This window comes from Lujinxingia vulgaris, from assembly GCF_007997005.1.
Classification (GTDB): Bacteria; Myxococcota_A; Bradymonadia; order Bradymonadales; family Bradymonadaceae; genus Lujinxingia.
Genome location: NZ_VOSL01000036.1, coordinates 61380 through 76167, shown reverse-complemented (window position 1 = coordinate 76167; position 14788 = coordinate 61380). Strand labels below are relative to the sequence as shown.

The following is a 14788-nucleotide window of genomic DNA, read 5'->3' as shown; positions in this document are numbered from 1 at the left end:
ATGATCACCCCCCAGGACCGCCTCCACCTCTCCCGCTGCATCGAACTCGCCAGCGAAGCCCTCGACGCCGGCGACGCCCCCTTCGGCTCCTTGCTCGTGCTCGACGATGAGGTGCGCTTTGAGGAGCGAAACCGCATCAACTCCGACGACGACGCCACCCTCCACCCCGAGTTCGAGATCGCCCGCTGGGCCGCCGCTCACCTCACCGAAGAGGAGCGCGCCCGGGCGGTCGTCTACACCTCGGGCGAACACTGTCCGATGTGCGCTGCCGCCCACGGCTGGGTGGGTTTAGGGCGCATCGTCTACGCCAGCTCCACGCGCCAGCTCGTCGCGTGGCTCAAAGAGCTCGGCGCGCCGGAGAACCCCGTCCAGGCTCTGCCGATCACCGACATTTTAAAAGGTGCACAGGTCGAAGGGCCGGTGGAGGGCCTCGATGAGAAGGTGCGGCAGCTGCACGTGCGGAGTTGGGAGGAGTGAGGGGGCTGCGAGAAGTACGATAAGCCGCATACATGCCGGGGATGGTCGGGGATGGTCGGTCTCTCGGACGGTTTTGGGGCTCGATCTCGGGCTCGATCTCGATCTCGATCTCGGGCTCGATCTCGATCTCGATCTCGGGCTCGATCTCGATCTCGATCTCGATCTCGATCTCGCGAACCCCGCAACGCACACACGAATCGACCCACATCGCGAACCCGGGCGTCCCTCAACCACCCAACCACCTAACCACACGCCCCTCCGCTCCCCCCCAACCTGACCGCCCACTCTCACTCCCTGCCCACAATCTCGCCCAACACCTCCACCACCTCGCGTTTCTTTAACGCACCGCGAGCCACACGCATGGTCAGCTCATAAAGCTCCTCGGTATTCGTGCGCACCACGATGCCGTTGAGATCGAGAAACACCAACGCGCTGGCTAAACCAACGCGCTTGTTCCCATCGACAAAGGGGTGGTTCCCCACCAGGTGGAAGAGGTAGGCCCCGCCATCTCAATCAGGTCGCTGTGGAGAAAAGTGTCTCCGAACGTGGCCTGGGGCTGCGCCACCGCCGACTGCAAGAGCCCCGCGTCTCGTAGACCGGGCGAGCCTCCGAATCGCTCGATCTGCAGCCCGTGAATCTCGAGCACGTCGGCAACATCGAGAAAAACAACGCTCACTTCGACAACTTCTCGAACGCCTCGCAGTGGTCATCAGCCACGCGCTCGGCCGCGGCACGCACCCGCGAGCGGTGGGCATGTTCGGCGGCCGTCACCGGGCGAATGATCAGCGCCTCCCCGTCGGTGCTGATGTCGAGCAGTGTGTCCTGATCGATGCGAAGCAACTCCAAAATGGGCTTGTCGATGATCAGGCCCAGGCTGTGGCCGACACGGCTGAGTTTCTTTTGCATGATGACGCTCCAGATCCGCAGGTTGAACGCGTTCGTTATAACATCAACATAACCACATCGCTCAAAAAACGCAGCAGCCCTCGCGCATCTTCCGCCGTCGCAGCTCGCCCACCCTATACTCGGGCACCCATCCGATACACGGGCGCTCATAAGGGGTGCCCCTGCCGATGCCCCCCCCCAACGCCCTCTCAAACCTCCCCACAGCGGGAACCCGGGCGTCCCTCAACCACCAAACCACCCAACCACCCAACCACACGCCCCCCCTCACATCTCCTCTCCCTGCGCAAAATGAAAGGGATACGTCACCTTCATCACCGCGTCCTCCCCCGGTGAGTCAAACACCACCTCGCTGATATGATGCTGCAGACACGTGTGAATGGAGCTCTCGTAAAGCGTCGAATCCTCGCCAATCTCCGTCATCGCCACGCGTCCCTCTCCACCCTCGCTGATGATCTCGAACTCCAACATCACGCGCCCGTCGACGTCGGGAAAATCCTTGAGCGCGTCCAGGTAGCATTGGCGGGCGATCGGCCTCAGCGTCTCAATGCTCTCCTGGAGTGCCTCCCTGGAGAGCGTCCCGGCCTTGCGCTCTGCGGCCGGCTCCTCCCCGCCGCGCTCTGCTGCCGCGCCCCCCTGAAGGTCGGCGATGTCGCCGCCGCCAGCGAACTCGCCAGCCCCCTCAACCCCACTCGCCCCACGCCCTTCCGCGCTCGCCAGGTCGGATGCAGGCCCTCCCACGGCGCCATGCGGGCCATCGCTCTTCGCGGGGGCCGCGGCCACATCCGCAGCCTCGCTGGCGGCCTCCTCACCCGGCTCGCCACCCGCTTCTTGAGCCTGGTGCGGTTCCTCAGCGCCCTCCCAGGCCTCGAACCCCTCCTGGTCAACGCGGGGGGGCTCGGACTGCTCCTTATCGCGTTGCCCCAGCATCACCCCCAACCCCACACCAAAGATCGCCGAACACACCACGGCCCCGATCAACTGTTTTTTCAGATCTGTCTTCATCGCACACCCCTGATCACAACCACCCAATCACAACGCGCCCCAACCAACGCCCTCTCAAACCTCCCCACGCCGCGAACCTCCGCGCCCCACAACCACCCAACCACACGCTTACCCCCCCACCCCCACAGCGCCCCCCCAACCCTCAAAATCCCCCCGACTAACCACACCAATGCCCCACCTGCCTCGCCACCCACTCCGGATCATCGAGCGGAAGCTCATGACCGGCGGTCGGGTGCACGTGCAAGGGCGCGCGCAGATGGCGCGCCAGCTGCCAGGCGCAGCGCGGATCGACCATCGCGTCACCCCCGGCGCCCAGCACCAGCGCCGGGACCTCAATCGAGCGCGGGGCTTTAAATGTCGCCGCGGCCAACAGCTGCTTGAGCGCGTTGCGCCGGCGGATCGGGGCATCTTCGGCGAAGCGGGCGGCCTGCCGGGCCACGATCTCGCGATCTTCGATCAGCGCTGAGGTAAAGCCCAGGATGCGGCGCTCCCGCTCCACCGGGTCCGGGTCGACCATCGCCCGCACCATGTCGGGCAGAATGCGCGCGTTGAGGCGCTGCAGCGGGCCGTTAAGGTCGCCGGCGCTGGAGTTGATGATCACCAGGCGAGCAAAATCCTGGGGGTGCAGCTCCCCCCACTTCATGGTCACCATGCCGCCCAATGAGACGCCCAGCAGGCCCCAGCCCCCCTCATGCTGCTCGCGCAAGGGCTGCAGGCGTCGACGCAGGTCGCCCACAATACCTGCCACCGTGGTGGGGCTGTCGCGCTGACACTCCGTGCCTACCCCGGGAAGATCCAGCGTGTGCACACGCGCGCCGGGCACCTTCGCCTCGAAGATATCGACAAAAGGCCCCCAGTGGCGCTGCTCGCGCGCAAGCCCGCGCAACATAAGCCAGTTCGTCGGGCGTTCGCCTCCCTTACGCATCGCTCTTTTCCTCGCTCGTCTTCGTGCGTTTCGCCTTACCCGTCTTCGCCTTCCGCGACGATGTACCTTTCTTCGTCGACTTCGCCGACACGCCCTTCGACGACTTCGACGACTTCGACGACGTCGTCTTCTTGCCGCTGGCCGCTTTGACCACCGGCCCCACCCCGGCCGCCGCCGGAAGATGCGTCAGCGTAAAGTCATAGGCGTTCTTCCAGGCAAATTTCTCCAGGATCGTCTCCACCCCGATCTCCGCGATCCCGCGGGTATGCTTATGGGCCTCCAGCAGCACCCGCAGCGACTCGCCAAGTTTCGGGAGGTCGGCCGCGGTGGGGCAGCTCTCAATGGGGTGAATAAACCCGTCAAAATCCGTCCCCAGGCAGATCCGATCCCAGACCTTGAGCTTCTCCTCCTCGCTGTAGCGATCGTCGAGCAGGATCACATCGACCAGCGCAAAGATCTGGCGTAGCACCACCTCGGGCACCACCTCCGGGTCGAGCTTATCGCCGGGCTTCATGCCCAGGATGCGCCGGTCCAGGTTGATGCCCGCCAGGCCCCCGCTCTCAAAGATCGCGCGCATATCCTCATCGCTTAAGTTGATGCTCCAGGCGTAAAAAGGCCCGCGGTGCCAGCGATCGTGCTCGCGCTCCTCCTCGGCGATCATCTGCGCCAGCGTGGGCACCCCGGCATAGCCCGAGTGGCTCATCACCACCGGGATCTTCGGGTAGCGCGCCCGGTAGGCCGCCGGCTGCTTATCGCGCCAGGCGTTGTAGGGCTCGACCACCTGCGCGTAATACGCCTTGCGGCTGCGCGCGCTCATGTGGCGCACATCCAGATGAATGCGCTTGCCGCCCTGATCTTTGAGGTCTTCGTCCAGGTCCAGAAGCGCGCGCACCACCGGCATCCCCCGCTCCGGATCCAGGCCCTGGTTGAGGCGAAACTCCTGATCCATGATCCAGTCGGCCGCATCGACCAGGCTGTGGGCGTGGCCGCAGATCCCGTTGTCGAAATGATGCGCCAGCGTCAAAAAGAGCACCGGGTGCTCCCAGTTCTTGAGCGCCTCGATCCGCTCCAGCATCACGCTCAGATCCACCGGTTTGAGATCGGTGCCCACCGAGAAGACGTGTCCGCCCTCAATCGTGAGCACCACCGCCAGATCATCCTCGTTGCGCTCGATCACCGCCTGCACATCCTCGACGCCGGTGGCCACCCGATACGATCCCTCCACGATCTGTGGCCCCTCCCCGGTGGCAAACTCCACCTTATGGCGCTCCCGATCGCCGCGCTTGATGAAGTCGTACTCGAGCAACAACTCCTCCCAGTAGTCGTAGGCCGAGCCGGAGAGGTAGGCGACGCGATCGGCGCCGTAACCCATCACCGCGCGCTGCACCAGCTGGCGCAGCGGGCCGCCGTTGCGCAGCACGCCCAGCGCCTTCTGCGCCGCCCCGGAGACATCACCCGCCGCCAACTTCGAGAGCACCTCGGCGGGCCGCTTAAGGCGCAGCCACGCGGCGACCTCGTCTTTAAAAGGGCGCTCATCGCCGTTGCCGCTGCCGATGAAAAAGCCGCGCTCGATCGGCGTAAAGCTCGCAAAGATCAGCCGGACATCGCCGGCGATCATCCGCGAAAAATTCGTCTGCACATAATCCGACGCCCGCGCCCCGGCCAGCTGATGCTCCAGATGGCTCTCCAGCTCCATCCAGGGATGAAACACCGAGGGATCCTGCTCCTCGGGGGTGTTGCGCAGCCGATTAAAGGCGTAGAAGGTTGGGTGACAATGGATATCGGCAAATGCTAACGGTTTCATCGTGTCCTCAGAGCTCCCCAGATCAGCGTCCAGCGCGGCGGATAACGCCGCCGACGCTACACCAGCGCCCGCGGCGTTGACAACGGCCTCGCCAGGCACGGAGGCACGGGCCAGCGCGACGCCGGCGTCTCACGATCCCGATGAAAGTCAGGCGCTGGCCGTGCCGCCCCCCGGGGTGCACCGCCAGGTCGTGCGCAGGGGCGACCGCCGCATTGTGATCCTCGATCTTCCCCGCGTCGACGAAGCCTCCCTCAACGCGCTGCGCGCCACGCTGCAGGATCTTCGCCCGCAGGCGCTCGCCATCGAGCTCGACGCCCAGCGACGCGAATGGATCGGCGACCAGGCAAGCTGGCAGGCGCTCAACCTCATCGACGTCCTCAAGGCGAAAAAAGGCACGCTGCTCAACGCCTACCTGGCGCTGCGCATCTTCCAAAAACGTTTTGGCTCCTTCGATGGCACCGAGCCCGGCGATGAGTTTCGCGTGGCCATTGAAGAAGCCGAGCGCAGCGAGGCAAAGCTGCACCTGGTCGACCGCGACATGACCATCACCGGCCTGCGCGCCTGGCGGCGCTCGCCAGTGTGGATGCGCCTGATGCTCATCCTCACCATGACCTTCGGCTCCTTCCGCCGCACCAAGGCTCGCCCCGCCTCCGAGCACCGCGACCGGGTGCAGCGCCGCTTAAAACGCCTGGAGCTCTCGCTGCCAGCGGCCAAGGCCGCCTTCGTCGACGAGCGCGACGCCCACATCGCCTGCCGCATCGAGGCCATCGACGCCCCGGAGGTCGTCGCCGTGCTCAGCACCGTGCACGCCGACAGCGTCGCCGCGCTCCTCCAACAAGGCCCGCGTCAGGACGCCTGCACCGACGCCGTGCCCGCCAAAACCCTCTTCTCACGCGTCTTCCCCTGGGTGCTCAGCGCGGCGATCCTCGCCACCTTCATCCTGGGCTTTGCCCTGGGCGACCCCTCCACGATGCGCCAGGCCCTGTTGACCTGGTTTGTCGTCAACGCCATCTGCACCGCCATCGCCACCGGCGCAGCCCTGGCCCACCCGCTCACCATTCTGGCCAGCGCGCTGAGCGCCCCCATCGTCTCCCTCAACCCGGCGGTTGGCGCCGGCATGGTCGGCGGACTGGTGCAGCTCCTCGTCGCCCCGCCCAGCATCAAAGAGCTCGAGCAGGTCGGCGACGACATCGCGCGCCTCAAAGGCTGGTGGCAAAACCGACTGGCCAAGATCGCGCTCGTCTTCATCCTGGCCAACCTCGGCAGCACCATCGGCACCGTGGTCGCCCTGATGATGTTCCCCGACCTTTTCGGAAGTTGACCTTTTGGTTAACCTCCTTCCGCGCCCCTCTCAACGTGCCACCCTTATGGCGCATCGCGTCATAGGTTGGGTGGTTTATGCGGCTTGCGAGGCTCTCTTTGTAACGAGTAGGCTCGGCGCACGTGATTGAAGTGAAAACATTTTCGCTGGAGTTTTCTGTGTTCTCTCCCTCCCGCCGCTCTCTTCTCCCTGCGCTGATCATCGCCGCGCTCCTGGCCAGCGCCCCGGCCTTCGCCCAGGACGCCCCCGCGTCACCTGACGCCGAAGTTCCGACCGACGGCGAAGTTCCGACCGGCGCCGCCCCGGAAGACGACACCCCCGACGAAACGCGCGCCGCAGTCGAAGAAAACGTCGACGACTCACCGGCCGAAGAGAGCGCCGACTCCGACGCGATCACGGAAACCACCGAAAGAACGGAAACCACCGAAAGAACCGAAACAACCGAAACCCCAGGCGATGCTGCCCCGGCATCTCTGGAGGGCGAGGTCGCTGAGGTCCCCGCTCGGAGCGCGACCGAGACCATCCCCGAGCCCGCCACGCTGCCTCCCGACGGCATCGACGCCCCCGGGGTCATCGACGCCGAAGAAGACCTCAAAAAGAGCCGCGTCTCCTACCAGGCCAACAGCGAATACCGGGTGCGCTCGCTGCAGATCACCCCCATTGAGCTCAACGGCACCGCCGTGCGCGACATCGGCTGGACCGAGCAGCGCTTTCGCCTCGACGCCTCCACCGGCCTCGATGGCGTGGGCTCGATCACCGTGCAACTCGACGCCCTCGACGGGGTGCTCTTCGGCGACAACGGCCGCTTCTTAGGAAACCCCTCATCCAACTCCGGGGTCTCCCTGGCGACCAAACGCCCCAACCTCACCCGCTGGCAGATCGGCCTTCTCCCCGGCGGCGATCCCTTCGATCGCGAGAGCTACGGCCCGGTCCTCACCAGCGCCCCGCTCCTTGAGGTCAACTACCTCTACGCCGACGCCATGCTGCCCATCGGTCTCTTACGCGTGGGCCGCCAGCCTCTGAACTACGGCGCGACCATCAACGCCCACGACGGCGGCCGCCACAACCGCTGGGGGGTCAGCCAGTACTCCGACGGCGTCGACCGCATCCTCTTTGGCACCAAGCTCAACGAGATCGTCAACACGCTTCGCTACGGCGCCGATCACACCCCGGACACCTCGCTCGATCGCGGCGTGATCCTGGGTATGTTTTACGACTTCATGAAGCACGACAACATCGCTCGCACCGACGACGATCTTCGTCAGATGGGGCTCAACCTGCAGTGGCTCGTCGATGAGGCCGACTGGTTCGGCCTCGACTGGCAGGGCTTCCAGGCCTCGGCCACCTTTGTGCACCTGCGCAACGACCGCTTCAACAGCCGCATCTACGGCTTCCCCCTGGCCTTCCAGACCGGCGTGAACAACGTCGACCTTCGCCTGCAGTTCTCGCATCTTCGCGGCGAAACCACCGAGATCAGCGAAGGTTTTGCCGCCCTGACCAACGCCCGGGTGCAGACCCAGCAGATGCGCGGCTACGGCGCCCAGGGCGTCGTCGACGTCCACCTGGGGCCGGTCACCCTGTCCCTGGAGGGCAACTACGCCAGCGGCGACGCCAACCCCCGCGCCGGCGACCCGATCACCTCCTTTAGCTTCGCGCGCGATATGAACGTCGGCCTGCTCCTCTTTGAACACGTCCTGGCCTTCGAGTCCGCCCGATCCGTCGGCGTCGGTCTCGAAAACCTCGCTGACGCCGACGTCGACAGCTTCCCGCTGACCGAGATCCAGAGCGACGGCCGCTTCTCCAACGCGATTGCGATCTTCCCTCAGATCTACGTCGACATGCTTAAGACCGCCGAGCACAACCTCTTCGCCCGCGCCGGCGTGCTGGCCGCCTGGTCGGCCACCCCCGATGGCGTGGTCGACGCCGTGCAGACTGCCCTCAACGACGTCGGTGGTCCCATCGAAAACAGCGCCCTGAACTTCCACGGCGGCACCCCGGGGCGCTTCTATGGAACCGAAGTCGACCTTCAATTAGGCTATCGTCTGCGCGACAACTTCTTCTGGACCGTCGAAGGCGCCGTGCTCTTCCCCGGCGAGGCGCTGCATGATGAGAATGGCGACGCCGTCCGATCTTTTCTCGTGGAGAACCGTTTTGAGCTTCTTTTCTAAAAAAACCTCGTTCTTCGCTGGCGCTGCCATCGCGCTTACGTCGCTTTTGGGCGCCGGCTGCCAGGAGTACATCGCCCCGCCCGAGGCGCAGCTCAACCTGGGCGACAGCCGCGTGGCCGTGGCCGATGAGCCCCTGGTCTTCGAGTTCACCAAAGCCGTCGATCCGGAGACCGTCGGCGTGCGCCTGTGGCCACGCGACCGCGGGCTGCGCCGGGTGCCCGCCTCCCCCGACGTCGAGCCCCTGGCCCCGACCTGCATGGCGTCGGATGGCGAGTGCGAGGCGCTGAGCATCGACTTCAACGACGACGCCACCGCCGCGCTCATCACCGTCGCGCCGGAGTTCGCCCGCCCCGGCTCCTCGCTCATCCTGGAGATCGTCGAGGGCTTGAGCGACCCCGACGGCTTCGACACCGGCACGGGCTACCTCTACAACATCCAGTTCGGCGTCTCCGGCGGCGACCCCAACGCCAACATCGAGTTCCAGGATGGCATCTACATCCTGGGCGGCAGCCTCAGCGTCAGCGGGCTCAACGCCGTGCTCACCCTTGTCAGCGACCTGCGCGTCCAGCCTGACGGCCGCTTCGCCCTGGCCGGCGCCAAAGGCGTCGTCGACGAAACCCGCGCCGAAAAGACCAGCCTCGACCCCGAAGTCATCACCATCGCCGACGACGAAGAGAGCTGGGCCCTCTTTGCCCGCGGCCAGATCGTCGAAAACGAGGGCACCCGCTTTCTGACCACCGAGAGCTTCAACGTCGCCGTCCCCGTGCTCGGCGTGGCCACCGTCGAGCTGCAGGACGTCGTGCTCTACGCCGACATCATCAAAGACGAAAACGGCAACGACTTCTTCGACGGTACGCTCACCTTCGGCGACTCCCAGGTGGTCTTCCCCAACGCCAATGTTGACATCCCGGCCGGACAGGCCGCCCTGGCCGGCGGCCTCGTGCCCGAGGAGCTCGTCCCTGAGGGCACCCCCGACATGTGCAACGATATCTGCGGCGCGGTCACTGCCGTCTGCGAGCCTCCGGGCGGCTTCCCCGACCTCGACTTCTGCGAAGAGATCCCGGTCGAAGACTAAACCTCCCGCCAGCCAGGCAACAAAAAAGGGACGCGCGCCAGCCGCGTCCCTTTTTTTGTTTTTATTTCAAAGACTTACACTACCCACCCCCATGCCCAAAAAACTCATTTCTTCCACGGCAACACGTCTTTGATGACCTCTTTGGAGCTCTCAAACTTCTCCAGAATCCCCATCGCCTTGTCGCCGTACTTATCCATCAGCTGCATGATCAGATCATCATCCTCGGTGGCCTCGCCGCCCAGGTCGGGCACCTTGCCCTCGGGGCCGTACATCCCCTCCATGATCTTCTGCACGCTGAATTTCACCGCGCCCCGGAAGGGAATTTTGGCGATCATGCCGTACATCGCCGCCTGCCCCTCGCTCTTAAGCTCCGGGTGCGCGCGCACGTGATCGACCGCCTGCTGCAGATCGTCTAAGAAGGCCGGCACCGCCTGCAGGTGGTTCGCCGTGACCGAGAGGTGGAAGCTGTTGGGGTTTTGCTGCCGATCGAGGTTCCAGCCCTTCGCGTTGAGCTGATCGACGACCGCATAAATGTCGATCTCCGGCCCCTCGGCAGCCACACACACCACGGGCCCGTCGGTGCTCCCGAGCACCTTGAGCCCCTCGATGCGACGCACGCCCGCCTGCAGAGCCTCCACCGCCTCCATCGTCTTGCGAGTCAGCTTCAGGTACCCATCCTCGCCCATCGCCTTCATCGCCGCCCACGCCGCGGCGATCGGTCCGCCGGGGCGCGTGCCGGCGGCCGAGGGCGAGGGGTAGATGCCGCCGGGCCAGTCGGTGGAGATGTAGAACTGATGCTTCAGGAAGCTCATGTTGCGGTAGAGCACCACCGAAGCCCCCTTGGCCGCGTACCCGTACTTATGCACATCGGCGGAGATCGAGGTTACCCCGGGCACCCGAAAATCAAAGGGCGGAAGATCGTAGCCGAGCTTCTCCATCCAGGGCAGAAAGAAGCCGCCAAAACAGGCGTCGACATGAAAGGGGATGTCTTCCCGCTGCGCGAACGCCCCGATCTCCTCGATCGGATCGATCACCCCGTGGGCGTACTGCGGCGCCGAGGCCGCGATCATCGCCGTGTTGCGGTTAACCGCTCGCTTAAGCGCGTCCACATCCACCCGAAAATCATCGCGCAGGGGCACGTAGCGCACCTTCAGCCCGAAGTAGTGCGCCGCTTTGCCAAAGGCCACGTGGATCGACTCCGGTGCCACAAGCTCGGGCTGCCCGTTAAAGATGAAGCGTTTTTTTCGAAAACGCTCCCGCGCCGCCTTCACCGCCATCAGGATCGACTCGGTGCCTCCCGAGGTCATCGTGCCCACGACCTCCCCGTCGCCGTGCAGCATCTCGGCCGACATGCGCACCACCTCCGACTCCATGCGGCGCAGGCTTTTGAACACCATCGGGTTGAGCCCGTTCTCGCTAAAGAAGGTGTTATGCGCGTCCTTGAGAAAGTCGTAATGCTCCTCATCGGCGTAATACACCAGGCTCCAGGTGCGCCCCTCGCGCCAGTTTCCGTCGGCGTCGCGCAGCTCGCGCATCTGCTCAAGCAACTTCGTCTTATCGAGCCCCTTCTCGGGGATGGTCAGGCTCTCACTCACGTCCGAACTCCGGGTCATAGCTCATCTAACTTTGAATGACGGGGCATCGACCTCGTCTCGTTAAGACGCGGTCTTCTGGCCGATGCTTTTCTCGCGCGCTGGCAGACCCTATACTCTGGGGGCAATCCTACGCTTAGGCAAGCGCGTCCTGCCGCCCTTTTGAGGCTCGGGCAGAATCCACGCGCCTCTTCACTTCCAAGGATCTTCGACGATGCGACACGCTCTCGGCACTGCTCTCCTTCTCACTTTGACCCTGGCGGCCTCCTGGGCCTTTGCCAACGACGAGAAGTTAGCCGCCGGTGAAATCCTGGTGGAGACGCAGGAGGTCAGCGGCAGCGACATCCCGCGCATGATCGTGACCGGCGTGATCGAAGCCTCGCCAGCCGACGTGTGGAAGATCGTCAGCGACTGCGGCAACTACAGCCGCACCATGCCGCGCATCAAAGAGTCGCGCATGGTCTCCCGCGACGGCGACACCGTAATCTGTGAGACGGTCGTGGGGCTGCCCTTCCCGCTGAGCGATCTTCGCTCCACCACCACCGCCACCCACACCGCCGGCCCGGTGGAGTGGCGCCGTCAGTGGACGATGATCGAGGGCAACTACCGCTTTAACGAGGGCTACTGGAGCCTGAAGTCGTTTAACGGTCACGACAACCGCACCCTGGCGGTCTACTCGGTCTACGCCGCGCCGGAGGGCTCGGTGCCCGACTGGATGCGCCGCCGGGCCCAGGAATCCTCGATGCCCGGCGTGATCGAGGCGGTGCGGGAAGCGGTCGCGAAATAGTCGCGGTTTACAGCATCACTGCCTGCCCCATCGGGGGGCTTCAGCCATGCTCGCGCGCATGGCGCAGACGCTGACGAAAACGCCAGGTGTCAAGCCACTCGTCCAGGCTCATTGGCCAGGGCTCGCGCAGCGCTAGAAAGATCAACGCCGAGCCGATCAGCCCCCCGTTTTTCAGAAACGAGGTCAGCTCCACCTGGCGGGCCACCGCGTCATCGATCGCCCAGAAGTTGTGCATCATCAGCGTAATCGGCAAAAGCGCCACCACGATGCAGATCACCCCGAGCAGCGGGCGCAGTCCCAGCGCCAGGCTCACCCCTCCCATCACCAGAAGCACGCCACTCAACCCCACCGCCAGAGAGGGAAATGGGACGCCTTTGTCGGCGGCATAGCCGCTCAGCGCCTCCCAGGCGCCGAAGTGGTTGAGGCCCATGATCAGATAGAAAAAGCCGGCGATCACCCGGCCCATCAAGAAGCTTCCTTTGCGCAGATCGCTCATGCAGCCTCCGCTCGCTGGTGCAGCCTGGCGACGAACCCTCACCCCCAAAGCTAAGCACCGGCCGGGGCGCCGGCGCGGCCGACCTCAACCACTCGCGCTCCGCGCAGACGGCGCTTCCTCGCGCCACCACGCCACATCGAGCGCGCCAAAGATCGGGTAGCGCGCTTCCAGCTCCTCCAGAAGTTCGACATCAATGGCCCCGGAGGCGATCATCTCGCCAAGGCGCTCCACATAAGCGAGATGGCCGGCCTGACGCTCCTTCGCGTAGGCCACGGTCGTGCCCGTCTTCATGATAAACGCCCAGTCGCTGGCCTGGGCTAAGAGCAGCTGCTGCCCCATCAGGCGCAACGCGCGCCCGAGGTTGGGAACGCTCCCGAGTTCGCCCTCTTCAGCCTTCTCCACAAGGCGAAGAACGCGGGCCTCCGCGTTGCGCAGATGCCGGTAGATCCAGGCATTGGAAGGATCGAGCCACACGCCAAAATAGGACGCCTCACCCCAGGTGGAGATCCCCGGCGTGGCCTGCTGCTGCACCGGCTCTTCGGCCAGATAGTCCAGCGGGGAGACCAGGTGCAGCTCCTGATGATGGGACGCCTCCCGCAGGACCGCCTCCAGAAAGAGCGGCCCCTCAAACCACCAGTGCCCGAAGAGCTCCGCGTCATACGAGCAGGTCAGATGCGCGGGGCGCTCTCCCAACTTCTCAAAAAGATCGCGCCCCTGCCCCAGACGCGCGTGCACAAAGTGCGAGGCGTGCTCCCGGGCGCGCCGGGCGGCAACTTCCGGCTGATAGAAGTCCTTATCTCCCAGGTCCACATCCCCGGTGATCCGATGGTATTTTAGCCCGGTATGATGCCGGATCCCGTCGGGGTGAATGTAGGGAGAGACCACCTCCATCGGAAGGTCGTAGCCCAGATCGCGATAGAACTCCCGATAGTCATAATCGCCCGGGTACCCCTCGCTCGCGCTCCAGACCTGCGCGCTCGCCAGCTGATCTCGCCCGAAAAAGGCCACGCCCGCCGGGGAGACCAGTGGCGAGTAGGTGCCGTAGACCGGCGCCGCATCGGCGGTGAGGATGCCCACATCCTCCAGGCAGGCAAAGGCGATGCCCTCGTCGGCCAGCAGCCGATCGATGCCCGGCGCAAAGGCGCACTCCGCGATCCAGATCCCGCGCGGTCGAAACCCCAGGTGCTGCTCAAACTCGGCGATGCCCGCGCGGATCTGCGCGCGCCTGCCCGCATCACTCTCCAGAAAGGGCAGAATCGGGTGGGTGCCCACGCAGGTCATCAATTCCAGACGTCCGCCCTCGGCGTGATGCTTGAACCTCGAGAGCACATCGCCGTCGAGCTCATCGAGGTAATACGCGCGCAACGCTTCAAAGCGCGCCTCGTAATAATCAGCCAGCGCTCGCGCGCGTTCCGGTCTCTCGCCATGCGCCCGATCGGCGCGCGCCAGATCGCGCATCCGCTCCAGCTGCGCCACACATCGCTCGCGCAAGAGCCCGTCGGCCATCATCGCGATCAGCGGCGCGCTCAGGCTCAAGGTCACCCTCCCCTCAATCCCGTCGGCCTCCAGCCGGTCGAGGGCCTGCAAGAGGGGCAGATAGGTCTCGTGCATCGCCTCATAGAACCACATCTCCTCGAGGTGGTAGGCGTGCTCCGGATGACGGATAAATGGCAGGTGAGCGTGAAGCACCACGCTCAAAAAGGTCTTCATGCGTCCCCCTTTCGATGATCATCCCCGCGAGTTTTTTGATCGCCCACAAAAGCCGTCGAGCTCGGTCGCTGACCCACGCCCGGCAAAAAACGCCCCAGCGTGGGGTGCGAATGCTCGGTGGGCTCCCAGCTTAAGCCCTGCGTCTTGCTGAGCATCACCCGCACAAAACGCGGGGCGCCGTCCCCGGGCCCACGCCCCGGCGCTTCGCTCACCTCCGAGCTGGCCCGCACCTTGAAGCTGCCGTCCGACCCCACCTCCCCGAGCTCGGCGCGGTAGCGCGCCCTCCCCTGATCAGCCCGCACAAAGCGCCCTGAGAGCGCCTCGTCGACCCGCCAGCGCTCCAGCTCTTCCACCCCGTCGCCAGCCTCCAAACGCACCAGGCGCGCCCACGCTTCGCGTGGACGCACCTCCCCGGTGAGCTCCCAGTACACATAGCCCACCTCCGGATCGCGCCACAGCAGCACCAGCTGCGTCTCTCCCCGTTGAGACATCCCATACCCTTCGTACGGCTGCTGCTCGCTTCCC

14 protein-coding genes are annotated in these 14788 nt (G+C 65.0%); 5 read left to right on the top strand and 9 right to left on the bottom strand.

The features are described from left to right. A complete protein-coding gene (locus FRC96_RS07345; protein WP_146973854.1) occupies positions 1-477 on the top strand; it encodes a nucleoside deaminase in 477 nt (158 codons plus the stop codon). Positions 478-764: 287 nt separating this feature from the next. Here FRC96_RS07345 and FRC96_RS21890 read toward each other — a convergent pair whose 3' ends face one another. From FRC96_RS21890 to FRC96_RS07315, 5 genes are all read right to left on the bottom strand, one after another. Next, entirely contained in the window at positions 765-959 is a 195-nt protein-coding gene (locus tag FRC96_RS21890; protein WP_230469975.1) for a type II toxin-antitoxin system death-on-curing family toxin, read from the bottom strand. A gap of 190 nt (positions 960-1149) precedes the next feature. Further along, positions 1150-1383, bottom strand: coding sequence for an AbrB/MazE/SpoVT family DNA-binding domain-containing protein (locus FRC96_RS07330; protein ID WP_146973852.1), 234 nt, complete (start codon positions 1381-1383; stop codon positions 1150-1152). Between the two features lie 264 nt (positions 1384-1647). Next, positions 1648-2385, bottom strand: coding sequence for an AgmX/PglI C-terminal domain-containing protein (locus FRC96_RS07325; RefSeq protein ID WP_146973851.1), 738 nt, complete (start codon positions 2383-2385; stop codon positions 1648-1650). A 157-nt stretch (positions 2386-2542) separates the two neighbouring features. Next, complete coding sequence (locus FRC96_RS07320) at positions 2543-3310, bottom strand: alpha/beta fold hydrolase (protein ID WP_146973850.1); 768 nt, start codon at positions 3308-3310, stop codon at positions 2543-2545. Next, positions 3303-5114, bottom strand: coding sequence for a hypothetical protein (locus FRC96_RS07315; protein ID WP_146973849.1), 1812 nt, complete (start codon positions 5112-5114; stop codon positions 3303-3305). The genes FRC96_RS07320 and FRC96_RS07315 overlap by 8 nt, the downstream gene beginning before the upstream one ends. A gap of 1 nt (position 5115) precedes the next feature. On the opposite strand from FRC96_RS07315, the gene FRC96_RS07310 reads away from it, so the two are divergent. The 3 genes from FRC96_RS07310 to FRC96_RS07300 all read left to right on the top strand — a co-directional run bounded on the left by FRC96_RS07310 (position 5116) and on the right by FRC96_RS07300 (position 9678). Further along, positions 5116-6435 (top strand): TraB family protein, encoded by a 1320-nt coding sequence (locus tag FRC96_RS07310; protein ID WP_230469974.1) that lies wholly within the window; start codon positions 5116-5118, stop codon positions 6433-6435. Between the two features lie 158 nt (positions 6436-6593). After that, positions 6594-8603, top strand: a complete 2010-nt coding sequence (locus tag FRC96_RS07305; protein ID WP_146973847.1) for a hypothetical protein — start codon at positions 6594-6596, stop codon at positions 8601-8603. Then, complete coding sequence (locus FRC96_RS07300) at positions 8587-9678, top strand: hypothetical protein (RefSeq protein ID WP_146973846.1); 1092 nt, start codon at positions 8587-8589, stop codon at positions 9676-9678. The genes FRC96_RS07305 and FRC96_RS07300 overlap by 17 nt, the downstream gene beginning before the upstream one ends. A gap of 104 nt (positions 9679-9782) precedes the next feature. Here FRC96_RS07300 and FRC96_RS07295 read toward each other — a convergent pair whose 3' ends face one another. Next, positions 9783-11273, bottom strand: a complete 1491-nt coding sequence (locus FRC96_RS07295) for a pyridoxal phosphate-dependent decarboxylase family protein (protein ID WP_230469973.1) — start codon at positions 11271-11273, stop codon at positions 9783-9785. A 211-nt stretch (positions 11274-11484) separates the two neighbouring features. Here FRC96_RS07295 and FRC96_RS07290 point away from each other — a divergent pair, with 211 nt between their 5' ends. Beyond that, on the top strand, positions 11485-12057 hold the full coding sequence (locus FRC96_RS07290) for an SRPBCC family protein (protein ID WP_146973844.1): 573 nt from the start codon (positions 11485-11487) through the stop codon (positions 12055-12057). Between the two features lie 40 nt (positions 12058-12097). On the opposite strand, the gene FRC96_RS07285 is transcribed toward FRC96_RS07290, so the two are convergent. The 3 genes from FRC96_RS07285 to FRC96_RS07275 form a co-directional block, all read right to left on the bottom strand. Then, a complete protein-coding gene (locus FRC96_RS07285) occupies positions 12098-12553 on the bottom strand; it encodes a DoxX family protein (RefSeq protein ID WP_146973843.1) in 456 nt (151 codons plus the stop codon). An 84-nt stretch (positions 12554-12637) separates the two neighbouring features. Then, on the bottom strand, positions 12638-14263 hold the full coding sequence (locus FRC96_RS07280; RefSeq protein ID WP_146973842.1) for a glycoside hydrolase family 57 protein: 1626 nt from the start codon (positions 14261-14263) through the stop codon (positions 12638-12640). Continuing rightward, positions 14260-14754, bottom strand: coding sequence for a DUF4912 domain-containing protein (locus tag FRC96_RS07275; protein WP_230469972.1), 495 nt, complete (start codon positions 14752-14754; stop codon positions 14260-14262). The genes FRC96_RS07280 and FRC96_RS07275 overlap by 4 nt, the downstream gene beginning before the upstream one ends. Between the last annotated feature and the right edge of the window lie 34 nt (positions 14755-14788).